Source organism: Pseudomonas sp. NEEL19 (genome assembly GCF_028751975.1).
Lineage (GTDB): Bacteria > Pseudomonadota > Gammaproteobacteria > Pseudomonadales > Pseudomonadaceae > Aquipseudomonas > Aquipseudomonas juntendi.
The window spans coordinates 3173495-3195752 of sequence record NZ_CP081491.1 but is presented as its reverse complement, the minus strand read 5'-3'; the positions used below and the strand labels follow the sequence as shown (position 1 = coordinate 3195752).

26 protein-coding genes, 1 tRNA gene and 4 pseudogenes are annotated in these 22258 nt (G+C 59.5%); 21 read left to right on the top strand and 10 right to left on the bottom strand.

The features are described 5' to 3' along the window. Window positions 1–19 precede the first annotated feature (19 nt). Window positions 20–1021: a nucleoside hydrolase gene (locus tag K4A76_RS14230; protein WP_029884926.1), complete on the top strand. Its 1002-nt coding sequence runs from the start codon at window positions 20–22 to the stop codon at window positions 1019–1021. On the opposite strand, the gene K4A76_RS14225 is transcribed toward K4A76_RS14230, so the two are convergent. After that, entirely contained in the window at window positions 993–1205 is a 213-nt protein-coding gene (locus tag K4A76_RS14225) for a hypothetical protein (protein WP_274410532.1), read from the bottom strand. The two genes, K4A76_RS14230 and K4A76_RS14225, sit on opposite strands and share 29 nt — an antisense overlap. Window positions 1206–1480: 275 nt before the next feature. On the opposite strand from K4A76_RS14225, the gene K4A76_RS14220 reads away from it, so the two are divergent. Beyond that, window positions 1481–1810: an I78 family peptidase inhibitor gene (locus K4A76_RS14220; protein ID WP_009685884.1), complete on the top strand. Its 330-nt coding sequence runs from the start codon at window positions 1481–1483 to the stop codon at window positions 1808–1810. A 758-nt stretch (window positions 1811–2568) separates the two neighbouring features. On the opposite strand, the gene K4A76_RS14215 is transcribed toward K4A76_RS14220, so the two are convergent. Then, window positions 2569–2781 (bottom strand): cold-shock protein, encoded by a 213-nt coding sequence (locus tag K4A76_RS14215; RefSeq protein WP_008100414.1) that lies wholly within the window; start codon window positions 2779–2781, stop codon window positions 2569–2571. A gap of 162 nt (window positions 2782–2943) precedes the next feature. Continuing rightward, a complete protein-coding gene (locus K4A76_RS14210) occupies window positions 2944–3249 on the bottom strand; it encodes a hypothetical protein (protein ID WP_054904112.1) in 306 nt (101 codons plus the stop codon). A gap of 334 nt (window positions 3250–3583) precedes the next feature. Between K4A76_RS14210 and thrS the strand changes: the two genes are divergently transcribed. The 9 genes from thrS (at window position 3584) to K4A76_RS14165 (ending at window position 11071) form a co-directional block, all read left to right on the top strand. Further along, the gene (gene thrS, locus K4A76_RS14205; RefSeq protein ID WP_009685881.1) at window positions 3584–5506 is read left to right on the top strand and encodes a threonine--tRNA ligase; all 1923 of its coding nucleotides are present in this window, start codon (window positions 3584–3586) and stop codon (window positions 5504–5506) included. Further along, window positions 5506–6057 carry a translation initiation factor IF-3 gene (gene infC, locus K4A76_RS14200; RefSeq protein WP_012052879.1) on the top strand — a complete coding sequence of 184 codons (552 nt, stop codon included), beginning with the start codon at window positions 5506–5508 and terminating at the stop codon, window positions 6055–6057. The genes thrS and infC overlap by 1 nt, the downstream gene beginning before the upstream one ends. A 60-nt stretch (window positions 6058–6117) precedes the next feature. Further along, the gene (rpmI, locus tag K4A76_RS14195; protein ID WP_003250667.1) at window positions 6118–6312 is read left to right on the top strand and encodes a 50S ribosomal protein L35; all 195 of its coding nucleotides are present in this window, start codon (window positions 6118–6120) and stop codon (window positions 6310–6312) included. Between the two features lie 27 nt (window positions 6313–6339). Next, window positions 6340–6696, top strand: a complete 357-nt coding sequence (gene rplT, locus K4A76_RS14190; RefSeq protein ID WP_003250671.1) for a 50S ribosomal protein L20 — start codon at window positions 6340–6342, stop codon at window positions 6694–6696. Between the two features lie 109 nt (window positions 6697–6805). Continuing rightward, complete coding sequence (pheS, locus tag K4A76_RS14185) at window positions 6806–7822, top strand: phenylalanine--tRNA ligase subunit alpha (protein WP_009685880.1); 1017 nt, start codon at window positions 6806–6808, stop codon at window positions 7820–7822. A 31-nt stretch (window positions 7823–7853) separates the two neighbouring features. Continuing rightward, window positions 7854–10235 (top strand): phenylalanine--tRNA ligase subunit beta, encoded by a 2382-nt coding sequence (gene pheT / locus K4A76_RS14180; RefSeq protein ID WP_274410531.1) that lies wholly within the window; start codon window positions 7854–7856, stop codon window positions 10233–10235. A gap of 4 nt (window positions 10236–10239) precedes the next feature. Next, window positions 10240–10542 carry an integration host factor subunit alpha gene (gene ihfA / locus K4A76_RS14175; protein WP_003250679.1) on the top strand — a complete coding sequence of 101 codons (303 nt, stop codon included), beginning with the start codon at window positions 10240–10242 and terminating at the stop codon, window positions 10540–10542. After that, window positions 10523–10879: a MerR family transcriptional regulator gene (locus tag K4A76_RS14170; RefSeq protein ID WP_009685877.1), complete on the top strand. Its 357-nt coding sequence runs from the start codon at window positions 10523–10525 to the stop codon at window positions 10877–10879. The genes ihfA and K4A76_RS14170 overlap by 20 nt, the downstream gene beginning before the upstream one ends. A gap of 115 nt (window positions 10880–10994) precedes the next feature. Beyond that, window positions 10995–11071, top strand: a tRNA-Pro gene (locus K4A76_RS14165). Between the two features lie 82 nt (window positions 11072–11153). Here K4A76_RS14165 and K4A76_RS14160 read toward each other — a convergent pair. Beyond that, a pseudogene (locus K4A76_RS14160) lies at window positions 11154–11853 on the bottom strand (tyrosine-type recombinase/integrase); the annotation flags it as partial. A 110-nt stretch (window positions 11854–11963) separates the two neighbouring features. Between K4A76_RS14160 and K4A76_RS14155 the strand changes: the two are divergent. The 3 pseudogenes from K4A76_RS14155 to K4A76_RS14145 all read left to right on the top strand — a co-directional run. Next, window positions 11964–12866: pseudogene (locus K4A76_RS14155) on the top strand (IS3 family transposase); the annotation flags it as partial. 1 nt (window position 12867) lies between these two features. Continuing rightward, window positions 12868–13215 (top strand): annotated as a pseudogene (locus K4A76_RS14150) (chemotaxis protein); the annotation flags it as partial. Continuing rightward, window positions 13199–13514, top strand: a pseudogene (locus K4A76_RS14145) (hypothetical protein). The pseudogenes K4A76_RS14150 and K4A76_RS14145, both read left to right, overlap by 17 nt. A gap of 436 nt (window positions 13515–13950) precedes the next feature. Here K4A76_RS14145 and K4A76_RS14140 read toward each other — a convergent pair. Continuing rightward, window positions 13951–14103 carry a hypothetical protein gene (locus K4A76_RS14140; protein ID WP_274410530.1) on the bottom strand — a complete coding sequence of 51 codons (153 nt, stop codon included), beginning with the start codon at window positions 14101–14103 and terminating at the stop codon, window positions 13951–13953. On the opposite strand from K4A76_RS14140, the gene K4A76_RS14135 reads away from it, so the two are divergent. Together K4A76_RS14135 and K4A76_RS14130 are read left to right on the top strand one after the other, a co-directional pair. Then, the gene (locus tag K4A76_RS14135; RefSeq protein ID WP_274412297.1) at window positions 14102–14449 is read left to right on the top strand and encodes a hypothetical protein; all 348 of its coding nucleotides are present in this window, start codon (window positions 14102–14104) and stop codon (window positions 14447–14449) included. The genes K4A76_RS14140 and K4A76_RS14135 overlap by 2 nt on opposite strands. A gap of 106 nt (window positions 14450–14555) precedes the next feature. Then, the gene (locus K4A76_RS14130) at window positions 14556–15017 is read left to right on the top strand and encodes a lysozyme inhibitor LprI family protein (RefSeq protein WP_274412296.1); all 462 of its coding nucleotides are present in this window, start codon (window positions 14556–14558) and stop codon (window positions 15015–15017) included. Between the two features lie 64 nt (window positions 15018–15081). On the opposite strand, the gene K4A76_RS14125 is transcribed toward K4A76_RS14130, so the two are convergent. From K4A76_RS14125 to K4A76_RS14115, 3 genes are read right to left on the bottom strand one after another with little or no spacing between them, the layout of a single operon-like run. Continuing rightward, a complete protein-coding gene (locus tag K4A76_RS14125) occupies window positions 15082–15600 on the bottom strand; it encodes a carboxymuconolactone decarboxylase family protein (protein ID WP_274410529.1) in 519 nt (172 codons plus the stop codon). Between the two features lie 38 nt (window positions 15601–15638). Beyond that, window positions 15639–16403 carry an SDR family oxidoreductase gene (locus K4A76_RS14120; RefSeq protein ID WP_274410528.1) on the bottom strand — a complete coding sequence of 255 codons (765 nt, stop codon included), beginning with the start codon at window positions 16401–16403 and terminating at the stop codon, window positions 15639–15641. Window positions 16404–16428: 25 nt separating this feature from the next. Further along, window positions 16429–17223, bottom strand: coding sequence for an SDR family NAD(P)-dependent oxidoreductase (locus K4A76_RS14115; protein WP_161892436.1), 795 nt, complete (start codon window positions 17221–17223; stop codon window positions 16429–16431). A gap of 105 nt (window positions 17224–17328) precedes the next feature. Here K4A76_RS14115 and K4A76_RS14110 point away from each other — a divergent pair, with 105 nt between their 5' ends. The 3 genes from K4A76_RS14110 (at window position 17329) to K4A76_RS14100 (ending at window position 19626) form a co-directional block, all read left to right on the top strand. Then, the gene (locus tag K4A76_RS14110) at window positions 17329–18273 is read left to right on the top strand and encodes a GlxA family transcriptional regulator (RefSeq protein WP_274410527.1); all 945 of its coding nucleotides are present in this window, start codon (window positions 17329–17331) and stop codon (window positions 18271–18273) included. Between the two features lie 241 nt (window positions 18274–18514). Beyond that, window positions 18515–19207: a lipopolysaccharide kinase InaA family protein gene (locus K4A76_RS14105; RefSeq protein ID WP_274410526.1), complete on the top strand. Its 693-nt coding sequence runs from the start codon at window positions 18515–18517 to the stop codon at window positions 19205–19207. A 155-nt stretch (window positions 19208–19362) separates the two neighbouring features. After that, entirely contained in the window at window positions 19363–19626 is a 264-nt protein-coding gene (locus K4A76_RS14100) for a hypothetical protein (protein ID WP_009685869.1), read from the top strand. 59 nt (window positions 19627–19685) lie between these two features. On the opposite strand, the gene K4A76_RS14095 is transcribed toward K4A76_RS14100, so the two are convergent. After that, a complete protein-coding gene (locus tag K4A76_RS14095) occupies window positions 19686–20048 on the bottom strand; it encodes a YceK/YidQ family lipoprotein (protein WP_274410525.1) in 363 nt (120 codons plus the stop codon). 377 nt (window positions 20049–20425) lie between these two features. Between K4A76_RS14095 and K4A76_RS14090 the strand changes: the two genes are divergently transcribed. Both K4A76_RS14090 and K4A76_RS14085 read left to right on the top strand, forming a co-directional pair. Next, window positions 20426–20824 (top strand): NUDIX domain-containing protein, encoded by a 399-nt coding sequence (locus tag K4A76_RS14090; RefSeq protein ID WP_054912401.1) that lies wholly within the window; start codon window positions 20426–20428, stop codon window positions 20822–20824. Window positions 20825–21071: 247 nt separating this feature from the next. Beyond that, window positions 21072–21371 carry a hypothetical protein gene (locus K4A76_RS14085; protein WP_029884935.1) on the top strand — a complete coding sequence of 100 codons (300 nt, stop codon included), beginning with the start codon at window positions 21072–21074 and terminating at the stop codon, window positions 21369–21371. Between the two features lie 20 nt (window positions 21372–21391). On the opposite strand, the gene K4A76_RS14080 is transcribed toward K4A76_RS14085, so the two are convergent. Beyond that, the gene (locus K4A76_RS14080; RefSeq protein WP_009685864.1) at window positions 21392–22114 is read right to left on the bottom strand and encodes a FadR/GntR family transcriptional regulator; all 723 of its coding nucleotides are present in this window, start codon (window positions 22112–22114) and stop codon (window positions 21392–21394) included. Window positions 22115–22258 lie beyond the last annotated feature (144 nt).

Below are 22258 nucleotides of genomic sequence, written 5' to 3'. Positions count from 1 at the left end.
GCAACAGGAGTGCCATTCCATGCTCAAGCCCTGGCTTCAAGGACTCGCTTTCATGCTCACTGCCACCAGCTTGCAGGCTGCCCCCATCGACCTGATCATCGACACCGACCCCGGTGCCGACGACGTGGTCGCCTTGTTCCTGGCCCTGGCCTCGCCAGAGGAACTCAATATACGCGCCATCACCACCGTGGCCGGCAATGTGCGCCTGGATAAAACCTCCCGCAACGCGCGCCTGGCGCGCGAATGGGCTGGCCGCGAAGACATCCCGGTTTACGCGGGGGCCGGCCGCCCGCTGGTGCGCGCACCTGTCTATGCCGCAGAAGTGCACGGCGAAGAAGGCCTGGCCGGCGTTCAAGTGCATGAGCCGAAAGCCCCGCTGGCCGCCGGCAACGCCGTGCAGTACCTGGTAGACACCTTGGCGGCTGCCAAGCCGCACAGCATCACGGTGGCCATGCTCGGCCCACAGACCAACCTGGCCCTGGCGCTGATCCAGCGCCCGGAGATTGCCAAGGGCATCAAGGAGGTGGTGGTCATGGGCGGCGCCCACTTCAACGGCGGCAACATCACCCCGGCGGCAGAATTCAACCTCTACGCCGACCCCCATGCAGCCCAGGTGGTTCTGGCCAGCGGGGTGCAATTGACCTATCTACCGCTGGACGTCACCCACAAGCTGCTGACCAGCGACGCCCGGCTGCAGCAGTTGGCCGCGGTGAATACACAAGCCAGCAAGCGGGTGGTGGACATTCTCAACGTGTACATCAAGCACGACATGGCGTTGTACGGCATGCCCGGCGGTCCGGTGCACGACGCCAGCGTCATTGCCTACTTGCTCAAGCCCGAACTGTTCAGCGGCCGGCGCATTCACCTGAGCATCGACAGCCGCGAAGGCCCGACCTTTGGTCAGACCGTCGCTGACTGGTACGGCGTGCTCAAGCAGCCGGCCAATGTGCTGTGGGTGGAGCAGGGTGACGCCCAAGGCCTGTTCGACCTGCTTAGCGCGCGGTTGGCGCGGCTGCAATAGTTGCGTGCGGGGCGTAGCGCTCCAGCACCTGCTCGATGAAGCTGCGTGCTGCCTCGGGGCCGCGGTCGCGCACCAGCAGGTCGATGCCGATCAACAGCAACTCCTCTGGTGTGCCAGGGCTGTACGCACTCTGGCCCTCGGCCCACTTGACCTTGATATCGGCATCGATGGTGTGGCTGCTCATGAAAAGCTCTCGCTAGGGGCCCGGAACGAAGGGGTGAACACCTGACCCTGGTGTTCGATGGAGGCGGGATGCACTCCACTTCTTGCAGCAAATCATGGCTTTGCGCCAGTGACCGTGCGCGCTAAGCATATGGCAAACGCAGCGGGTTGTGCAAAATCCGGTCACGATTGCTTTTCCCCCTCATTGATCGAGTTCAGGCAGACTTGACCGGTTTTGCAACAAATGATGAGCGGAACTGTCGGATCAGACATTCCCATACCGATTTAGGAGGCTTCATGTTCCGTACCCGTGCTTACCTGGCAACCCTGGCGATGGCTGCTGTCCTGGCTGGTTGCAGCACTGGTGGCGATGCTGGTGGTAATGCCGGTGGGGCTGCACCGGCTGCGCCGGCCGGCAACGACGGCCGCTGCGATGCTAGCGGCGCAGACTTTGCCATGGGCAAGCAGGCCAGTGCCGAGTTGCTGGAGCAGGCGCGCAAGGCCAGTGGTTCGCAAATAGCGCGTATTCTCAAGCCGCACGACGTGGTAACCCTGGAGTACCGGTCCGAGCGCTTGAACCTTAACGTCAATGAGCAGGGTGTGGTCAACCGCGTCAACTGCGGCTGATTCAGCTCGTAGGAGCGGGTTCACCCGCGAAAGGGCCGGCCCTGCTGGCCAGTTTCTGTCAGGCATTATGCGTTGCCGGCACCACCGTATTCGCGGGTGAACCCGCTCCTACATCGATAGATGATGCCGGCCCGGCCCCGCAGGCTACCGGCCCCCCGCCCGTTGTAGGAGCGGGTTTACCCGCGAAAGGGCCGGGCCTGCTGGCCAGTTTCTGTCAGGCATTATGCGTTGCCGGCACCACCGTATTCGCGGGTGAACCCGCTCCTACATCGATAGATGATGCCGGCCCGGCCCCGCAGGACTACCAGCCATCCCCGCCCGTTGTAGGAGCGGGTTTACCCGCGAAAGGGCCGGGCCTGCTGGCCAGGTTCTGCGAGGCATTGTGCGCTGCCGCTACCACCGTATTCGCGGGTGAACCCGCTCCTACATCGATAGATGATGCCGGCCCGGCCCCGCAGGACTACCAGCCATCCCCGCCCGTTGTAGGAGCGGGTTTACCCGCGAAAGGGCCGGGCCTGCTGGCCAGGTTCTGCCAGGCATTGTGCGCTGCCGCTACCACCGTATTCGCGGGTGAACCCGCTCCTACCTCGATCGATGATGCCGGCCCGGCCCTGCAGGACTACCAGCCAAATCGCCGGGGCCGCTGCGCTGCCCATCGCGACACAAGGCCGCTTATACAAAAAAATGCAGCGCCATCGGCCTGGGGCGCGCCCATAAAAAAACCCGCCACGAGGGCGGGTTTTTTACAGCTATCCGAATTACTCCGGACGAACCTGTGCAGCCTGCATACCTTTCTGGCCGCGCTCGGCGACGAAGGTAACAGCCTGGCCTTCTTTCAGGCTCTTGAAGCCGTCAGATTCGATGGCTTTGAAGTGAACGAACAGGTCGTCGCCGCCGCCTGCTGGGGTGATGAAGCCGTAGCCTTTCTCATCATTGAACCATTTGACGGTGCCGTTTTGGCGATTGGACATGGGTGAATCTCCAGAACATTTAGTTTTTTCGGTGGTGCAATGCGGCCGAGGCTACGGAGCACGGGACGTATCATAGTCCATTTCTGCGCATCTAGCGCCTTTTACCTTCGCCGGATATTGATCCAGCTCAAAGATTTACCGGCCGACTTTGGCTTTAAGGTTTCAGCTCTTCGGTGCGCAGGCCTGTTTCACAACCGTTTGCGCTTTCTGCATCAGCTTGGCGTCCACGCCATCCTTGCTGTCCAGGTCGGCAATTTCGGCATCGGTAAAGTTCTTCTTGATGGCTTGGGCGCCACAGTCGCAGTGTTTCTTCGCAGTTGCTGCATCAACGCCCTGGCCGCTGGCCACCTGCGTGCACTGGGCCATGTAGCCGGCCTCTTTCCCCGGTGGGAAGTTGCCAGCGTTCGCGGCTACCGGCAGCAGCAGGGCAGCAGTGGCCGCCAGGGCCAGAAGAGAGGGAACTCGCATAACCAGTTACTCCTTGGGTTAAGGTCTCATCAAGAGTAGGTTGCTTCCCAAAGTCTGATAGGGCTTTTTCCGGGTTAGTTCACCCCAACCCCGTAATTTCCAAATATTTCTGCCTGCGGTGCAACCCGCGTGCTAGCATGCCCGGCTTGTGTTCGCGCCTTTGCCTGGCGCAGCCATTTTTCTTTCCAGTCACTCTGGTTCGTCCCTCGCAAGCCGAAAGGCTTCTGCCACTGTGAGGCAGGCTTCCTTTGCAGGAAGGCAGGTCGGATCTTGTACTGGCTCATCCCAACCCACGTGACCTTTGGTAGGGGTCACCACTAGGAGAGGAGGCGCCATGCCCGTTATTACTCTTCCCGATGGCAGTCAGCGTTCGTTTGATCACGCCGTATCCGTAGCCGATGTCGCCGCATCCATTGGTGCCGGCCTTGCCAAGGCCACCGTGGCCGGCAAGGTCGACGGCAAGCTGGTCGACGCCTGCGACCTGATCAGCCACGACGCCACTCTGCAGATCATCACCCCTAAAGATGCAGAGGGACTGGAGATCATCCGCCACTCGTGCGCCCATTTGGTTGGCCACGCGGTGAAGCAGCTGTACCCGACCGCCAAGATGGTGATCGGCCCGGTGATCGACGAAGGCTTCTATTACGACATCGCCTACGAGCGCCCCTTCACCCCTGAAGACCTGGCCGCCATCGAAAAGCGCATGATGGAGCTGATCGACAAAGACTACGACGTGGTCAAGAAGGTCACCCCGCGCGCCGAAGTCATCGACGTATTCACCGCCCGTGGCGAAGACTACAAGCTGCGCCTGGTCGAAGACATGCCGGACGAACAGGCCATGGGCCTGTACTACCACGAAGAATACGTTGACATGTGCCGTGGTCCGCACGTGCCCAACACCCGCTTCCTCAAGGCTTTCAAGCTGACCAAACTGTCCGGCGCATACTGGCGTGGCGATGCCAAGAACGAGCAGTTGCAGCGCGTGTACGGCACCGCCTGGGCGGACAAGAAGCAGCTGGCAGCCTACATCCAGCGCATCGAAGAAGCCGAAAAACGCGACCACCGCAAGATCGGCAAGCAGCTCGACCTGTTCCACCTGCAGGAAGAAGCCCCAGGCATGGTGTTCTGGCACGCCAACGGCTGGACCGTCTACCAGGTGCTCGAGCAGTACATGCGTGGCGTGCAGCGCGAAAACGGCTACCAGGAAATCAAGACCCCGCAGGTTGTCGACCGTATTCTGTGGGAGCGTTCCGGCCACTGGTCCAACTACGCCGAGAACATGTTCACCACCTCGTCGGAAAGCCGTGACTACGCGGTAAAACCGATGAACTGCCCGTGCCACGTGCAGGTGTTCAACCAGGGTCTGAAAAGCTACCGCGACCTACCGCTGCGCCTGGCCGAGTTCGGTGCCTGCCACCGCAACGAGCCATCCGGTGCCCTGCATGGCATCATGCGCGTACGTGGCTTCGTACAGGACGACGCACACATCTTCTGCACTGAAGAGCAGGTGAAGAAAGAAGCAGCCGACTTCATCAAGCTGACCCTGGACGTGTACAAGGACTTCGGCTTCAGCGACATTGCCATGAAGCTGTCCACCCGACCGGCCAAGCGTGTCGGTTCCGAAGAGCTGTGGGACCGTGCCGAAGGTGCACTGGCCGACGCCCTCAACGAATCCGGCCTGGAGTGGGAATACCAGCCAGGCGAAGGCGCCTTCTACGGTCCGAAGATCGAGTTCACCCTGCGTGACTGCCTTGGCCGTAACTGGCAGTGCGGTACCCTGCAGTACGATCCGAACCTGCCAGAGCGCCTGGATGCCAGCTACATCGCCGAAGACAATAGCCGCGTGCGCCCGGTAATGCTGCACCGCGCCATCCTTGGCTCGTTCGAGCGCTTCATCGGTATGCTGATCGAGCACTACGCTGGCGTGTTCCCGGCCTGGCTCGCACCGACCCAGGCGGTGATCATGAACATCACCGACAAACAGGCCGATTTCGCCCTTCAGGTGGAGAAATCTCTGAACGGTAGCGGTTTCCGTGCCAAGTCGGACTTGAGAAATGAGAAGATCGGCTTTAAAATCCGCGAGCATACTTTGCTCAAGGTCCCGTACCTTTTGGTTATAGGGGACCGCGAAGTCGAAACGCAAACCGTCGCTGTGCGCACTCGCGAAGGTGCTGACCTGGGCTCCATGCCCGTCGCCCAGTTCGTTGAGCTGCTGAATCAAGCGGTTTCCCGGCGTGGTCGCCAAGAATCGGAGTAATGACTATTAAGCGTGAAATGAGAAACGATAAGCGTGCTGTACCGAAGGCCCCGATCAACGAGAATATCTCGGCCCGCGAGGTTCGGTTAATTGGCGCAGACGGCGAGCAAGTTGGCATCGTCTCGATTGATGAAGCGCTGCGTATCGCTGATGAAGCGAAGCTGGACCTGGTAGAAATCTCTGCAGACGCAGTACCACCTGTCTGCAAGGTGATGGACTACGGCAAGCACCTCTTCGAGAAGAAGAAGCAGGCTAACGAAGCCAAGAAAAACCAGAAACAGATCCAGATCAAAGAAATCAAGTTTCGTCCAGGGACGGAGGATGGGGATTACCAGGTAAAACTACGCAACCTGGTACGTTTCCTTACCGATGGGGACAAGGCCAAGATCTCTCTGAGATTCCGCGGCCGTGAGATGGCCCACCAGGAGCTGGGCATGGAGCTGTTGAAGCGGGTCGAAGCCGACCTCGCCGAATACGGCACCGTTGAGCAGCATCCTAAGATGGAAGGACGCCAGCTTATGATGGTCATCGCCCCCAAGAAAAAGAAATAATCTCCCGGGCACGGCAGGCCTGATGATTATGTGTAATTTTATCGAATGCGGAGTTCCAACATGCCAAAAATGAAAACCAAGAGCGGTGCTGCGAAGCGCTTCCTGAAGACTGCTTCGGGCTTCAAGCACAAGCACGCTTTCAAGAGCCACATCCTGACCAAAATGTCGACCAAGCGTAAGCGTCAACTGCGCGGTGCCAGCTTGCTGCACCCGTCCGACGTGGCGAAAGTCGAGCGCATGCTGCGCGTACGTTAATTCTGGTTAAGATAGAGGAAGTTACTCATGGCTCGTGTTAAGCGCGGCGTTATCGCTCGTAAGCGTCACAAAAAAATTCTGAAGCTGGCTAAAGGTTACTACGGTGCACGTTCGCGCGTATTCCGTGTAGCCAAGCAAGCGGTCATCAAGGCTGGCCAATACGCCTACCGCGACCGTCGCCAGAAGAAGCGTCAGTTCCGCGCACTGTGGATCGCTCGTATCAACGCCGGTGCCCGCACCAACGGTCTGTCCTACAGCCGTCTGATTGCTGGCCTGAAAAAGGCTTCGATCGAAATCGACCGTAAGGTTCTGGCCGATCTGGCAGTGAACGAAAAAGCGGCGTTTGCTGCGATTGTCGAGAAAGCTAAAGCCGTTCTGGCTTAAGTACCCGCGACAATCACCCGGCGGCGCTCGCGGCGCCGGGCATTGAACGTCATCGATAGGGGAAGAGCCTTCAAAGCTCTTCCCCTATTTTCGTATCTGGAGTCTGTACATGGAAAACCTGGATGCGCTGGTCTCCCAAGCCCTAGAGGCCGTGGAGCGCGCTGAAGACATCACTACCCTGGAACAGATCCGGGTTAACTATCTCGGCAAGAAAGGCGAGCTGACCCAGGTGATGAAGACCCTGGGCAACCTGCCAGCCGAAGAGCGGCCGAAAGTTGGCGCGCTGATCAACGACGCCAAAGAGCGCGTTACCGTTGTGCTCAATGCCCGCAAGGCTGCCTTTGAAGAAGCCGAGCTCAGCGCTCGCCTGGCTGCCGAATGCATTGACGTCACCCTGCCAGGCCGTGGCCAGGCCACCGGTGGCCTGCACCCGATCACCCGTACCCTCGAGCGCATCGAGCAGTTCTTCACCCACATTGGCTACGGCATTGCCGAAGGCCCTGAGGTGGAAGACGACTACCACAACTTCGAAGCGCTCAACATCCCCGGCCACCACCCGGCGCGGGCGATGCACGACACCTTCTACTTCAATGCCAACATGCTGCTGCGTACCCACACCTCGCCGGTGCAGGTGCGGACCATGGAGTCCACCCAGCCGCCCATCCGCATTGTCTGCCCGGGCCGCGTTTACCGCTGCGACTCGGATATCACCCACTCGCCGATGTTCCACCAGGTCGAAGGCCTGCTGATCGACCGCGACATCAATTTCGCCGACCTCAAGGGCACCATCGAAGAGTTCCTGCGCGTGTTCTTTGAGAAAGAACTGGCGGTGCGTTTCCGCCCATCGTTCTTCCCCTTCACCGAGCCGTCCGCCGAAGTCGATATCCAGTGCGTGATGTGCTCCGGCAACGGCTGCCGGGTGTGCAAGCAAACCGGCTGGCTGGAAGTGATGGGTTGCGGCATGGTGCACCCGAACGTGCTGCGCATGTCTGGCATCGACCCGGAAGAGTTCCAAGGCTTCGCCTTTGGCATGGGGGCCGAGCGCCTGGCCATGCTGCGCTATGGCGTCAACGATTTGCGTCTGTTCTTCGACAACGACCTGCGGTTCCTGGCGCAATTCCGCTAGGCCCAATCGACGCAACTTTCAGGAGAACAGCATGAAATTCAGTGAACAGTGGCTGCGCGGTTGGGTAAACCCGCAAGTCTCTCGTGACGAACTGGTTGCCCGCCTGTCCATGGCCGGCCTTGAAGTCGACAGCGTTACCCCCGCTGCCGGCCAGTTCAGCGGCATCGTGGTAGGCGAGATCCTGGCCACCGAACAACACCCGGACGCCGACAAGCTGCGCGTGTGCCAGGTAACCAACGGCCAGGAAACCTTCCAGGTCGTGTGCGGCGCACCTAACGCCCGCCCAGGCATCAAGGTGCCATTCGCCATGATCGGCGCCGAGCTGTCTGGCGACTTCAAGATCAAGAAGGCCAAGCTGCGTGGCGTCGAGTCCTTCGGCATGCTGTGCTCGGCTGCCGAGCTGGAAATCAGCGAAGAAAACGACGGCCTGCTGGAACTGGCAGCCGATGCCCCGGTAGGCGAGAACATTCGTACCTACCTGAGCCTGGACGACGCCAGCATCGAAATCGGCCTTACGCCGAACCGCGGTGACTGCCTCTCCATCGCCGGCCTGGCGCGTGACGTCAGCGCCCTGTACGACACCCCGGTGACCCGCCCGGTAGTGCCTGCCGTACCACCAGCCCACGACGAAGTGCGCCCGGTCGAAGTCAGCGCCCCGGCTGCTTGCCCGCGCTACCTGGGCCGCGTTATCCGTAACGTCGACCTGAGCAAGCCAACCCCGTTGTGGATGGTCGAGCGCCTGCGCCGCAGCGACGTGCGCAGCATCGACGCCGCCGTAGACGTCACCAACTACGTGATGCTCGAACTCGGCCAGCCGATGCACGCCTTCGACCTGGCAGAAATCAACGGCGGTATTCGCGTACGCATGGCCGAAGAGGGCGAAAAGCTCGTTCTGCTCGACGGCCAGGAAGTGGCCCTGCGCGCCGACACCCTGGTGATCGCCGACCACACCCGTGCCTTGGCCATCGCCGGCGTCATGGGTGGCGAGCACAGTGGTGTAAACACCGAAAAAACCCGCGACCTGTTCCTGGAAAGTGCCTTCTTCGAGCCGATTTCCGTTGCCGGTAAAGCCCGTTCCTACGGCCTGCACACCGATGCCTCGCACCGCTACGAGCGCGGCGTCGACTCGCACCTGGCCCGCGAAGCCATGGAACGCGCCACCCAGCTGCTGCTGGACATTGTCGGCGGCGAAGCCGGCCCGGTCGTCGAAGCCGTCAGCGCACAGCACCTGCCGCAGGTGGCCCCGGTTACCCTGCGCGCCGAACGCATCACCCAGATGCTTGGCATGGAAATGGACCCAGCCCAGGTCGAGCAACTGCTCAACGCCCTGGAACTGACCACCAGCAAGGCAGCCGAAGGGGAGTGGACCGTCACCGTGCCAAGCCACCGCTTCGACATCAGCCTGGAAGTGGACCTGATCGAAGAACTGGCCCGCCTGTACGGCTACAACAACCTGCCGGTCCGCTACCCGCAAGCGCGCCTGGCGCCACAGGGCAAGCCGGAAACCCGCGGTGACCTACCGACCCTGCGCCGCCTGCTGGTTGCCCGCGGTTACCAGGAAGCCATCACCTACAGCTTCATCGACCCGAAACTGTTCGAACTGTTCAGCCCGGGCGTAGAGCCGCTGCTGCTGGCCAACCCCATTTCCAGCGACATGGCCGCCATGCGTGCCTCGCTGTGGCCGGGTCTGGTCAAAGCCTTGCAGCACAACCTGAACCGCCAGCAAGACCGCGTGCGCCTGTTCGAAAGCGGCCTGCGTTTCGTCGGCCAGCTGGGTGACCTGCAACAGCAGCCCATGATCGCTGGCGTGGTCACCGGCAGCCGCCTGCCAGAAGGCTGGGCCAACGGCCGCGACGGCGTCGATTTCTTCGACGTTAAAGCCGACGTGGAAGCCTTGCTGGGTTATTCCGGTGCCTTGAGCGACTTCACCTTCAGCGCCGGCAAGCACCCAGCCCTGCACCCAGGCCAGACCGCCGCCATCGAGCGCGACGGCAAACTGGTCGGTTACCTCGGCGCCATCCACCCAGAGCTGGCCAAAGCCCTGGACCTGGACCGCCCGGTGTTCCTGTTTGAGCTGGTGCTGGGCGACGTGGTCGAAGGCCGCCTGCCGAAATTCAGCGAACTGTCCAAGTTCCCGGAAACCCGTCGTGACTTGGCCTTGATCGCCGGTCGTGACGTGGCAGCCAGTGCGGTGCTTGAATTAATTCGTGACAATGCAGGCGAATGGCTCACAGACCTCAGGCTGTTTGATGTCTACCAGGGTAAAGGTATTGATCCTGATAGAAAAAGCCTGGCAGTCGGCTTGACCTGGCAGCATCCATCGCGCACTCTTAACGACGATGAGGTGAACACTACCCTGCAAAACATCCTCACCTCGCTCGAACAAAGGTTGAACACCACGTTAAGGAAATAACGGCATGGGTGCTCTGACGAAAGCTGAGATGGCCGAAAGGCTGTACGAGGAGCTGGGGCTTAACAAGCGTGAGGCCAAGGAGCTGGTCGAGCTGTTTTTCGAAGAAATTCGGCACGCACTTGAAGAGAACGAGCAGGTCAAGCTGTCCGGTTTCGGCAACTTCGACCTTCGCGACAAACGTCAGCGACCGGGCCGCAACCCCAAGACTGGGGAAGAAATCCCGATCACCGCACGGCGCGTCGTCACCTTTCGTCCAGGGCAGAAGTTGAAGGCCCGGGTTGAGGCCTATGCTGGAACCAAGCCATAACGACGAACTGCCCCCCATACCGGGCAAACGCTACTTCACCATTGGTGAAGTGAGCGAGTTGTGTGCCGTAAAGCCACACGTGCTGCGGTATTGGGAGCAGGAGTTCGACCAGCTCAACCCTGTGAAGCGGCGGGGGAACCGGCGGTATTATCAGCGGCAAGACGTGCTGATGATCAGGCAGATTCGCGCGCTGCTGTATGAGCAGGGGTTCACCATTGGCGGGGCGCGCTTGCGGCTCTCCAGTGATGAGGCTAAAGATGATTCGAGCCAGTACAAGCAGCTGATTCGGCAGATGATTGTCGAATTGGAGGATGTGCTGGTCGTGTTGAAGAAGTGAGCTGTGGCTTTTCTGGTGAGTGAAATTTTTTTGAGAAAAAGCTTTCATTTATCAGAGGGTTAGGGTACATTCTTCAACGTTCTCGGCAGTATTGAGAACATGCTTCAAGCCCAGTCGGGGCGTAGCGCAGCCCGGTAGCGCACTTGCATGGGGTGCAAGGGGTCGAGTGTTCGAATCACTCCGTCCCGACCATATATTTCAACGACTTAGCCACCTCCGGGTGGCTTTGTTGTTTCGGGGTACAGTGACTTTTCGAGTGACTTCGCTGTTTTCCTCATCCGATCCTCCTTTTCAAAATCGTCAGTACCGGACCGCGGGAGTCGGTTGCTGAAACCTTGTTTGCCGCTTCAATCAGCTGACCAAGCTCCGCGCCGGAGTAGTGACGGGTCACGCTGCCGTTTTTATGCCCAAGCAACGACTTACGATCCTCTTCAGTGACTCCTGCTGCCCGCAGTCGTCGACACGAAGGTGTGCTTCAAGTCGTGAATCCTGATCGAGGCATATCCAGGGTGAGCGGGGCGAGGGTTTTCCTCCTGCCAGAGGTTCGCCGCTATCACCCGTGCCTTCTTCCATGCCGAATCGTTCATTCGGTGCATCGCTGTGCCGTTGTATGGGAATACCCATTCCTTGCTGATCCCGCGCTGCCTTTCAATGATCGTCTTGGCCACGTTGTTCAGCACCACCAGGCGCTCGTCGTCATTCTTTACGCCCGACCGGGCGTGTCCCCCGCCGAAGTCAGCAGGGATCAGGAAAACACTGGTTCCCAGTTCCGGCACCGATATCTCCCAATCCCACCTCAGCTTGCACACCTCTTGCTCCCGGCAACCGGTGTTTACCTTGAACAGGGCCATGGTTTGCAGATGGCCCAGTAACTCATTGAACAGGATCGACTGCTCTTCCCATGACATTGGGTAGGGCTTACGGCTCGACTTTTTCTCTTCGAGCTTCCTCAGCATGGGCACACTGTGTAGTGGACTACTAACCCCTGACACCCATTTAGGCGAGAATGCTCGCCACAGAGAGGTGTCCGATGACCAAGTAACGCCGTACCTTTACCCCTGAGTTCAAGCGCGAAGCTGCCTGCCTGGTGCTCGATCAAGGCTCCAGCCATGCCGAAGCGGCCCGTTCGCTCGGCTTGGTCGAGTCGGCACTGCGCCGATGGGTTAATCAGCTTCAGCAGGAGCGCGGCGGCGTTACGCCGGCCAGCAAAGCGTTGACGCCAGAGCAGCAAAAAATCCAAGAGTTAGAAGCCCGGATCACGCGCTTGAACGCGAGAAATCGGTACTAAAAAAGGCTACCGCGCTCTTGATGTCGGAAGATCTCAAGCGTACGCGCTGATCCGCCAGCTCAGCGATCATGAGCCCGTTGATTGTTTGTGCGAAGTGTTTGAAGTCACTCGCTCAAGTTACTACGCACATCGTCACTGAAGGTGAACTTCGGACGTTGAACGACTGCGGTTGCGCAGTCGAGTGAATGAGTTGTTCACGCGAGGTCGAAGTGCACCCGGCAGCCGTACCATCATGGCAATGATGCAAGAAGAGGGTTAGCAAATCGGGCGGTTCAGGTACGCAGCCTGATGCGAGAGCTGGCGTTGATCAGCAAGCAGCCAGGATCACATGCGTACAAAAAGGCCAAAGTGGAGCGGCCAGATATACCGAATATCTTGAACCGAGCGTTTGATGTCTAGGCTCCAAATCAGGTCTGGTGTGGATACATCACTTACGTCTGGGCACAGGGCAAATGGCACTATCTGGCAGTTGTCCTGGATCTCTATGCACGCAGAGTGGTTGGCTGGGCCTTATCCGAAAAGCCGGATGGAGACTTGGTGGTCAAAGCGCTGGACGTCGCCTACGAACAGCGTGGAAAGCCTCACGGACTACTGTTCCACTCCGACCAGGGATCGCAATATGGCAGCCGTCAGTTCCGCCAGGGACTGTGGCGCTACCGCATTCGCCAGAGCATGAGCCGCCGAGGCAACTGCTGGGAGGCTGAGCGGTACGGGCACCGTATTTTGCTGGGTAGTTTCCTTTGGCTGCGAAGGTGGCTGTCGAGGGATGCGACTGACCGGGCGATGGACACTGCCGACATCGTCGTCGTACGCCGCCTGAATGAGTTGCTCGACATCGAGCGCGAGGGCCGGAAAGAAGCTGAGGCCCGCGCAGATCAGTTCGCTAGGGAGCGAGCGATCTCGCGGCCACTGTTGGCCGGATGGAGGGAAAGATCGAGGCCTTGACCAGCCAAGTGGCTGGCCTGACAGAGCGGGTGACGTTGCGGCGATGAGGTCGCCCGCCTGAGCCTCAAGCTTGGAGGTACATCATGATGGACAGATGCGCACTGGAGCTCCTTGCCCGCCGCTGGTGGGGTCGCGCAGAGGTCTGGATAATTGCCCTACTGCTGGTTGCCGGTGGTGCGGTCTTGGGCTGGCAGTCGGCGTTCTGGTGGATGGCCAACACTCAGGCGTACCAGGTTGCCGAGATCCGGGTGGCTTATGATGCCGCCATGGCCGAGCGCGACAAGCGCCTGGATGAGCTGACCAGCAAGGCCGAGAGTGCGCCAAAAAAAGCATCGAAGGCCGACCACCGCTACCCTGGCCGCCGACAAAGCTGATGAGGCCCTCAATCGGGTATCGCCGTAGTGCGCGATGAGGCGTGAAGGCGTGGTTTAGTAGCGCACGGTTTGTTTTTCCGAAATCATGCAGCCGTCCATTAGTCACCTCAAGGAGCGAGGTCTGTGAAAAGTCTAGTAAGTGAAAGACCTCCCAAATGCTATGGATCACAACTCAGGTGCGGGTCGGTCGATAGAGGAGGTGATTGTCTAAAGCTTGAACCTCCGGTACCCCGTCGTGGCCTTTTAATCATCTTTCAAGAGAAGCTCAATCGCACTCTGAGGAGGTCGTGATGAGCCTGGACACTGCTATCCGGGAGTGTGGTGTGCGGAAAAATGCCGGCAGCCCGCGCACCCTGACCCCACATGCTGTCGGGGTGGCGCGTGACCGGATCGGCGAGACTGGTGCATCAGAGTGCCAGCGCTGGGATGGTCTTCGGTGGGCAGGCGGGGAGACCCACGCCAATTCAGGCCGGCTCGACAGACATCACCAGGCGTTTGCCCAGCGACGCTAGGGCGCTTTCCAAGGCCTCCAGCTTCGTGCCATGCATGAAGTCAACGAGCCGGTCACCCTGGCTCTGGCTCACGCCGAGCAGGCGACACAGATCGGCCTTGCGCATGCCTTTCACAACCATCAACACCATCGCCTGCGGACTGATCGCCCTCTGGGCAACCTGGTGCGTGCTGGCCGGAAGGGTGCGTGACGGGGTGATCGGCAAGCTGATCTATTCAGCTATCGCCATCAGCGGGTTTGTCGTGACGGCCCGCAACCAGAGCTTGGTCTTCGGCCAGTCCACAGCGGTGCTCACCATGCACGCTACGCTGGCCATGGCCGGGGTGCGACGCATCTTCATGGTCACTTGGTGGCCCGGGCTGAAGGTTTGGCTGTGCCACGCGCTACGCTGCGAGCACTGCCTGAAGGATTGCCGTTACGGGCCGGGCGGTATCAAACGCCGCAATCAATGATCCGCGCCACAAAACAGAGGTGCGCCGTTTCGTGGCGCGCATACTCTTTTTGCTGCACCATTCAGTCCATGTATAGCCACCACAAGGAGTGAGGCACGTGAAAAGTATGTTTAAGGCGATCTGCATGGGGTCAGTGCTAGTGGTCGGTACGGCCCATGCTGATGTAGGCCGGGAGGAATCACTGGATGCCGCAGTGCGCCAGTTCGCGGCAGGTGTGGAGGCCGTATGGCAGCAGTGCCTCAGGAGACCAAACGTGCACACTACGAACGATAGCGATATGTGTCTGTCTGCGATGGTGCGCTCGAGTAACGAAGCGGTCGAACAAAAGTATCAGGAAAAGATTGTGACCGCTCAGGATATGGCTAAGCATCCTGACGCATTTGCGACCTATGAGGCGGTTCCTTCCTTGCTCCAAGATTCTCAGGCGTTGTGGGAGCAATATGTCAAAGCTGACTGCAGCGGAATAGGCGCCGAGAGTGCCGCTGGCACCGCGCGCGCTTCGTATGCTCTCTTATGCAAATACAAGCACGCGCTTCATCGCTTGCGCGCACTGGATGAATGGTTATAGAACCTTTGATCTTCAGCCCTTCAATCGTCGGTTGGCGCAGAGGCCGCTTGAGTAAGGTGGCAGATCAGGTCGCTTTCGGTGGAAAGTCGATGTCTGTTTGCGCCACGTTGTTCAGGTAGTTCGTCAACGTCAGCAGCGAGACCTGCGCGATGACGTCGACGATTTTTGCATCGTCCAACCCTGCTTCCCGTGCGTTCGAGAGATGCTCGTCACTCACTTGGCCGCGGTTGAGCGTGATAGCCCGAGCCAGTGCAGCGACTGCATTCAGCGTGCCGGCCCGCGCTGCCAGCAGGTCATCAGCGCTCAGTCCGGTCTTCCCACCGAAGAAGCTGTGAGCCGCAACGCAATAGTCGCATCCGTTAATTTCAGAAGCCGCCAGTGCCGCCACTTCACGTTCGGCCGGTGTGAGGCTGTTCTTGCTCAGCGCTTGTGACAGCGCGAGATAGCCTGCCAAGGCTGCTGGCGAGTGAGCCAGGGTAGCGAAAGCGTTGGGGAGGAAACCCAAGCCTTTTTCAATGCCCTGAAGGGCAGTGCGCGCAGCGGCTGGCGCTTGGTCAAGGGACAAAGCAGCAATTCGGGTCATGATTTTGCTTCCTTCCAGGTTGTTCGAGGCGTGCCTGTTCAGGCCACAGGGATAGGGTTGTCGACCAGCGCCTGGTTGAACTGGTTGATCAGTTCGTGCTCGTTTGGCCCTTGGTTGGCGCGCAGTGGCACGACGCGGTCAACCAGTACTTCGGTTGTTGCTGCCTCCAGTTTTTCCAGGGTTTCCTGGATAAAGTCGTCCAGCGGCATGGCGCGTTCATCACCACTTTTGTGGATCAGATCGGTGTCGACCCACGGCGGTGCGATTTCCAGCACCTTGACGCTGGTCTCGCGCAGGGCAAAACGTTGCGACAGCGAGTAGGAGTGAATCGCGGCCTTGGTCGCCGAGTAGAGGGCTGTCGCCGCCAGTGGCAGATAGGCCAGCACCGAACTGTTGTTGATGATGTAGGCATCAGGCTGGCGCTTGAGGTGTTCGACAAACGCGGCGCTAACACGCACCGGGCCCAACAGGTTGGTCTGCAGCAGCCCTACAGCCTGCTCATCGTCAAGATCGCCAGAGCCAGGGTTGTCGAAAGGCATGATGCCGGCGTTGTTGATGATGACGTTCAGCGAGGGATGGCGACGGATAACCTCCTGTGCCACATCCTTGATTTGCTGGGGGTCATTGATATCCAGCAGAACGGTGTCGATGCCGGGATGGGCGCTGGCGATTTCATCCAGCAACGATTGGCGTCGGCCCGCGATGATGACCTTGTTTCCACGCTGGTGGAACGCTTCGGCCAGCGCGCGGCCGATGCCCGAGGTACCGCCAGTGATGAAGAGGGTATTGGCGCTGGTTTTCATGATTTGTTTCCTTTCAATGGAGTGATCAAACGCCATAACGCGGGGCGAGTTTGTTGCTGGAGAGGTGTCCGAACAGCGCCGTGCGGCTGCTTTCGTACCGCTCGAAATGCTGTATGTCCTGCATGGCCGGGATGGAGATCAGCACACCGCTGTCGAAGTCTTGAAGGGCGCCACTTACCAGGTCGCTTGCCGACATCACGATGTTGGGATCAAGGTTCTCGACGGGCAGCCCCCCGATCTCCCAGAAGTCGGTAGCCGTAGCGCCTGGCAACACCGCCTGAACCTTGATCCCCTGTTCTGCCAGCTCTTTGTGCAGTGACTGTGTGAAGGCCGTGACGTACGCTTTGCTTGCGCCGTACACGCCATTGAGCATTTCCGGTGCCAGGCTGACGATCGATGAGATATTGATGATCGCGCCCTGTTGGCGAGCGATGAAGCCTGGAACTGCGGCGTAGGTCAGCCGAGTGAGTGCAGTAACGTTGAGGCTGATCATCTCGGCCATGCGCTCGACGTCGCTGTCCAGCAAACGGGTGTGTGTGCCGATGCCGGCGTTGTTGACCAACAGGTTGATGCTGGCGTCTTCGCGCAATTTACGTTCCACCCGCGCCAGGTCCGCTGCGTTGGCCAGGTCAGCGGGGAAGACTTCAACGCTCTGCTGAGTCTGGTTGGTGATGCGGCTGGCAAGCGCGTTCAGGCGGTCACGATTGCGGGCGACCAGTACCAGGTCATAGCCACGTCGGGCCAGGCGGTCTGCAAAAATGGCGCCGATGCCGGTGGATGCGCCTGTGATCAGGGCGGTGCCTTTGTAGTCCTGGGTCATGGTCCAGCTCCGTTGGTTGGGTGTGGAGCCATGATGCAAAAAAACAGATTTGTCTTAAATGACGCTTATAGTCATGTTTTAGGACATTGTTAATGGAGCGGGGTCATGCATCGAATCGGCTACTTGGTCACAGACGGATTTCAGGTCATGTCACTGGCCACCCAGGCGGTTTTCGAGTTCGCGAACCTGGTCGCGGGCGAGCCTGTGTACCGGATCCAAAACTATTCGGTATCGGGCGGGATCATTCGGTCCTCCCTGGGCATGCACATCGACACGCTGGCACTGGATGCCCCAGGGCTAGCAGATAGCTGGATGATCACAGGAACACTCACGCCGCTTACGCCACCCGCTGCCGAGGTGCTGTCGAGCGTGCAGGGGTTTGCCCAGAGCGCCAGGCGCATCGCGGGCATCTGCACCGGCGCTTTCGTCCTGGCTCAAGCAGGTGTGCTCGATAACCGGCGCGCGACTACCCACTGGGCCTATGCCAAAGCGCTTCAAAGCATGCACCCGAGCATTGAGGTGGAAGAGGATCGGATCTTCATTGTGGACGGCCCTGTCTGGACCTCTGCGGGAATGACCGCAGGTCTGGACATGGCATTGGGGATGGTGGAGAAGGATTTGGGGGCGGAGGTTGCCAAATCGGTAGCTCATAGGCTCGTCATGCACCAGCGCCGGTCGGGGGGGCAATCCCAGCACTCTGAGTTGCTTGCCCTGGCGGCCAAGTCTGATCGCATTCAAAGCGCTCTGGACTATGCAAGCAAGCATTTGAACAGGGCGTTGAGTGTTGAAGAGCTCGCAGAGGTTGCGCACCTGAGCCCAAGGCAATTCACCCGGGTGTTCACCGCCGAAACCGGGCAGTCCCCTGCAAAAGCGGTGGAAAGCCTACGGCTGGAGGCCGCTCGGCTAATGATCGAACAGAGTCGCCACAGCCTGGACACGGTTGCAAGGGAAACCGGGTTCAGGGACCGTCGACACATGCGTGAGGTATTTATCCGAGGTTTTGGTGTGCCCCCGCAAGCCGTGCGCCGCGATGCGAGGCGGATCGGATAGGCACGCCACCTGAACGATGTGATTTGGCCGCGATCCAATGTCCAGGGCCGGGTCTGGCTTCATCGCCAGCAAGCGCATGCTGCACAGGCCACGAGCTCTCCAGCCGCAGCTCGTAAGTGTTGGCCGAATGGATAGGTGTTGTGTCAGTTCTGCCACCCTGATTTCCCTTCGATTTCCATATACTTTCACTGTTGTTTTCAAGATATTTCAGCCAAATTGGCGCCAAGCGTGAAGGTGTTCCGTGACTGCAAATCCGACCGATGTGAAGCTTGGCGAGGTACTGCTGGCTGATGTTCTCAACGCTCCAGGCGTGTGGGTAGAGCCGCCTAATGTCCGCAGGGGAGGTGAGAGCGGTGTGTTGCGGGTGGAGCTGGGCGGGCTGACGTTCTATAAAAAGCAGCAAGTCGGGCATGTCTATCGAAGCCTGCGTCACCCTTTCGGCCACCCAACCGTTGCACGCGAGGCAAAGGCTGTGCGTGCCGCCGCAGCGCTGGGGGTGGGTACGCCCGAGCTTGTGTACAGCCATATTCATAAACACCAGGGAGAGTGGCAGGCCGTGATGGTCACGGCGGCGCTGGAGGGCTACATGTCGCTCGAAGACTTCCGTGCCCGGCAGCTGGAAAAAACGCTAGGGCATCATCGCTATCTTGAAATTCTTGAAGCCTATGGCCGAGCACTTGGCAAGCTGAATCTTGGAAAGTGGCAGCACGGTTGCTTGTATCTGAAACATGTCTTCGTCGATTTCAGGGCGCCAGGCGTGGCTGTCGCCTTGCTAGACCTGGAAAAGGCCAGGAGGCGCTTCAGCGCCAAACAGGCCGCCCGCCATGACTTGCGGCAGGTCAAGCGTCGGTCAGGCTGGGATGGCGAAGAGTGGGGGGCGTTCTGTCGGGGCTACAGGCATTCGTTCGGCAAAAAAGCCGATGTATTGCTGTGACGGCCCGTTGTGCTCCATGACCTGCCCACCCATCCAGCATGGATGGAAAGCCAGTAGCGACTTCCCGGGTTGCATAGTACGGTCCGCCTTCAACAACCCCCCGGTGCGTTGTCGCCAATCCCACGGACCGGGACTCTCATGACCTGGGAGGTCGAATGGAAGTCGCTCGAAAGATCAGCCAACAAGCATTGGATAACGCTCTGGTAGCCTTCGCCCGCTACAAAATCGGAGAAATCAAAATCTTCGACCTGGAACAGGCGATGAGCTTCGAAGCGGGCGAAGCCCTGTCCGAAAGCGGTCTGGTCCAGTTCACAATCGCCAAGATGGCGTCTGGCCGGTATCGCATCAGCGATGAAGGGGAGAACGCCATCACACAGGCTGGTCGGGATCGCCTCGAGGCCATCCGCGGCAGATCCTAATCTATTCAGCGTCGAGACGGCCGCAGTGGTGTACTGCGGCCGTTCGCCTGGCGCCCCCGTCACTCCTGCGCAAGGCTGGTTTGAGCCGGTGACTGGGGCATTTGTGGGCTTATGCTTGGCACAACCATATTGCCGAGTTTGAATTGCTGGTAACTGGTGTAGGGCAGCATAACGGTGTCCGCAATGCCCGACATCGCCATATCGACCAGAATCTGGTACGGATCTGAATGGGCTCCAGTTCTCTCAGGGCCAGTCAAATTGCAAAATTGGTAGGCTACACCGCTATACATTCGAGGAATGGCTGGGCAATAGGAGTTCCACTCAGCCAGATCGCCCACTGCCTTCGACTCATTCGATACCGTACGCACGGTTCCACATCCGCTTATCACCGCTGCGATGATGATCCCGATCCATGGCCTCATGATGCTGTCTCCTCTGCAATGGACAGCCATTGTGCATCAGCCCTATTCGTCGATTGAACGTACAAGGTTAGTGATCATACCTCGTTCGTTTCTGACGCTTCTGGATCACCTCGGGGGCACGCCATGCCAGTAAGGCCGCGACTTCTATTTCTTGCAGGCAAAAGAAAGCCCGCTGCTAGTCGGGCTAGAGGTGTTTCACATGGGGATGGCTTGATTGTCCCTCTGCAGGCGTGAAAATGAGGTGAAAATAACGTGCTCAGCCTGTGATTTGTGCCGTTCAGGGTGAACGAGTCGTCACCGAAGTGAGTCTTCAGGAAGCAAGTCTCTATTGGCTGCAACGATACGGACATGGACCTACTGACGAGCTGAGTGTGTGTATGCGGGACAAGAAGGCGCGCGGAGCCAAGATCAAAGACAGGGCAACGGTCCTCTGCCTGCGCAGCGGCAGGATCTTGCTGGTACGGAAAAAAAGCGGGAAGTGGAACTTCCCCGGCGGCGTTATCGAACCGGGCGAGTCGCCTGTTGCAGCGGCTGCGCGGGAGCTGCAAGAGGAAACGTCCATTGAAGGCCACGGTCTCTTTCACCTGTGCACCCTTCAGCTGGGTTCAACCATTCACCATGTGTTCACTACGCATGTCGATGATCAGGAAAAACCCGTGGCTCGCAATGAGATCGTGGCTTGCAAGTGGGTCCTCAGAGACAAGCTGAGCCCAGCCATTCTCAATGCTACGGCCGCTGAGCTGCTATCAAGTCAATTGCCTGCGTTGACCGCTTAGTCGCTTCAGCGCAGCGGCATCGCGCACGGTCTCATCTTTCTCATATCTTGTTCATCATTGGCCCTTGCAGGTTGCCAGGGCTGAGCGTGCACGCAGCGCACCCAGGCCAATTGACGGCAAATGCGGCCCATAAATATTTGCAGCACATACGCACGCTCGGCGGTCGATCCAGTTGTATCGGTTTAATCCCAAAGTAGGGTAAGCCGCACGGCTTGGGGTATAGCCAATTTCGATCGCTGGAGGCGCTATGCGGATGAGGGGTAACGTGTATTGGGCGTGGGTCGACCCTGCGCTGAACCATCGCAGCCATGAAGAAACCCTGGCAGACGGCAGCCGGATCGATGTACAGGTCAGGCTTTCGCGCAGCGGGACCACGCAGATGTTCCTGGGGGTGTATGCCCGTTCCGGGATGGCATTGCACGAAGAGGCCTACGACTGCTGGCCGAAGCGCTCATTGGTTCGTGCCTTGGCCTGGGGCAGCATGCGTGCGCGGCAGATAGCCGAAACAGGGGTGTCTGCCGTGCCCCCCAAGGCCGCCCTGCAATAAGCACCCGGCGGCCTTCTGCCTTAGCTGGTCGGGTCCTGCCCCAATACTTTGCTCAGCGCCACGCGGGCATCCTCAAGCTGCACCAGCGAGGCATGGCGTGCACCGAGTGCGTCGCCATTCTGGATGGCGGTCAAAATGGCCTTGTGCCGGGGCAGGGCGAGCTGGTCGAAGTTTGGCCGCTGGTTGGAATAGCGCACCGATTCGCGCAGGGCCATGGACAACATGTTGCACAGGTAGGCCAGCAGGTCATTGTGGGTGGCGTCGGCGATGCGTGCGTGGAAGTCCAGGTCCGGTTGCAGCCGCTCTTCATGGGTGCGCGCGGCTTCCATGCGTTGATACGCTTCGCTGATGGACTGCACATCTTCGGCCGTAGCGTTGGTGGCGGCCAGCGCGGCGGCGGCGGGCTCGATGACCCAGCGTACACTGGACAAGGTATTGAAAAAGTCCTTCTGCGGCGTGGCCTGCATCAGCCAGTGCAGCACGTCTGGGTCAAGCATGTGCCAGTCATGGCGCGGCCGCACCAGGGTACCGACCCGGGGGCGGGCTTCGACCAGGCCTTTGGCAGTCAGCGCACGCATCGCTTCGCGGAACACGGGCCGGCTGATCGCGTAGCTTTCGCACAGGCTGGCCTCGTTGGGCAGCTTCTGCCCGGGCGCGAGTTGGCCAGAGACGATCTGCAGGCCGAGGTCCTGTACCAAAGTGGTGTGCATGCTCTTGCGCGTGGAGGGCTGGCGGTAGTTCATGTGGGGCGCGGGAGGTCCTTCAAGCGGGGGGAGCATCATAACATCAGTGAATGGGCGGCGGCCTTTTGGCGAGGTCGCAGCAGTTTGGCTTGGTTCGGCGGGAAACAGCGTGGTGGGTGGAACGGGCTTCGTCGGTGTTCGCGG

Bases quoted from the DNA above. Each gene is read 5' to 3' on its own strand.
- K4A76_RS14215 (WP_008100414.1), bottom strand. From the start codon at position 2,781: ATGTCCAATCGCCAAAACGGCACCGTCAAATGGTTCAATGATGAGAAA.
- K4A76_RS14080 (WP_009685864.1), bottom strand. From the start codon at position 22,114: ATGAACTACCGCCAGCCCTCCACGCGCAAGAGCATGCACACCACTTTG.
- ihfA (WP_003250679.1), top strand. From the start codon at position 10,240: ATGGGTGCTCTGACGAAAGCTGAGATGGCCGAAAGGCTGTACGAGGAG.
- K4A76_RS14110 (WP_274410527.1), top strand. From the start codon at position 17,329: ATGCATCGAATCGGCTACTTGGTCACAGACGGATTTCAGGTCATGTCA.
- K4A76_RS14100 (WP_009685869.1), top strand. From the start codon at position 19,363: ATGGAAGTCGCTCGAAAGATCAGCCAACAAGCATTGGATAACGCTCTG.
- infC (WP_012052879.1), top strand. From the start codon at position 5,506: ATGACTATTAAGCGTGAAATGAGAAACGATAAGCGTGCTGTACCGAAG.
- K4A76_RS14225 (WP_274410532.1), bottom strand. From the start codon at position 1,205: ATGAGCAGCCACACCATCGATGCCGATATCAAGGTCAAGTGGGCCGAG.
- K4A76_RS14170 (WP_009685877.1), top strand. From the start codon at position 10,523: ATGCTGGAACCAAGCCATAACGACGAACTGCCCCCCATACCGGGCAAA.
- K4A76_RS14135 (WP_274412297.1), top strand. From the start codon at position 14,102: ATGCCTTTCACAACCATCAACACCATCGCCTGCGGACTGATCGCCCTC.
- K4A76_RS14140 (WP_274410530.1), bottom strand. From the start codon at position 14,103: ATGCGCAAGGCCGATCTGTGTCGCCTGCTCGGCGTGAGCCAGAGCCAG.
- K4A76_RS14095 (WP_274410525.1), bottom strand. From the start codon at position 20,048: ATGAGGCCATGGATCGGGATCATCATCGCAGCGGTGATAAGCGGATGT.
- K4A76_RS14130 (WP_274412296.1), top strand. From the start codon at position 14,556: ATGTTTAAGGCGATCTGCATGGGGTCAGTGCTAGTGGTCGGTACGGCC.
- K4A76_RS14085 (WP_029884935.1), top strand. From the start codon at position 21,072: ATGCGGATGAGGGGTAACGTGTATTGGGCGTGGGTCGACCCTGCGCTG.
- K4A76_RS14220 (WP_009685884.1), top strand. From the start codon at position 1,481: ATGTTCCGTACCCGTGCTTACCTGGCAACCCTGGCGATGGCTGCTGTC.
- K4A76_RS14210 (WP_054904112.1), bottom strand. From the start codon at position 3,249: ATGCGAGTTCCCTCTCTTCTGGCCCTGGCGGCCACTGCTGCCCTGCTG.
- pheT (WP_274410531.1), top strand. From the start codon at position 7,854: ATGAAATTCAGTGAACAGTGGCTGCGCGGTTGGGTAAACCCGCAAGTC.
- rplT (WP_003250671.1), top strand. From the start codon at position 6,340: ATGGCTCGTGTTAAGCGCGGCGTTATCGCTCGTAAGCGTCACAAAAAA.
- K4A76_RS14125 (WP_274410529.1), bottom strand. From the start codon at position 15,600: ATGACCCGAATTGCTGCTTTGTCCCTTGACCAAGCGCCAGCCGCTGCG.
- pheS (WP_009685880.1), top strand. From the start codon at position 6,806: ATGGAAAACCTGGATGCGCTGGTCTCCCAAGCCCTAGAGGCCGTGGAG.
- rpmI (WP_003250667.1), top strand. From the start codon at position 6,118: ATGCCAAAAATGAAAACCAAGAGCGGTGCTGCGAAGCGCTTCCTGAAG.
- K4A76_RS14230 (WP_029884926.1), top strand. From the start codon at position 20: ATGCTCAAGCCCTGGCTTCAAGGACTCGCTTTCATGCTCACTGCCACC.
- K4A76_RS14115 (WP_161892436.1), bottom strand. From the start codon at position 17,223: ATGACCCAGGACTACAAAGGCACCGCCCTGATCACAGGCGCATCCACC.
- K4A76_RS14090 (WP_054912401.1), top strand. From the start codon at position 20,426: ATGCGGGACAAGAAGGCGCGCGGAGCCAAGATCAAAGACAGGGCAACG.
- K4A76_RS14120 (WP_274410528.1), bottom strand. From the start codon at position 16,403: ATGAAAACCAGCGCCAATACCCTCTTCATCACTGGCGGTACCTCGGGC.
- thrS (WP_009685881.1), top strand. From the start codon at position 3,584: ATGCCCGTTATTACTCTTCCCGATGGCAGTCAGCGTTCGTTTGATCAC.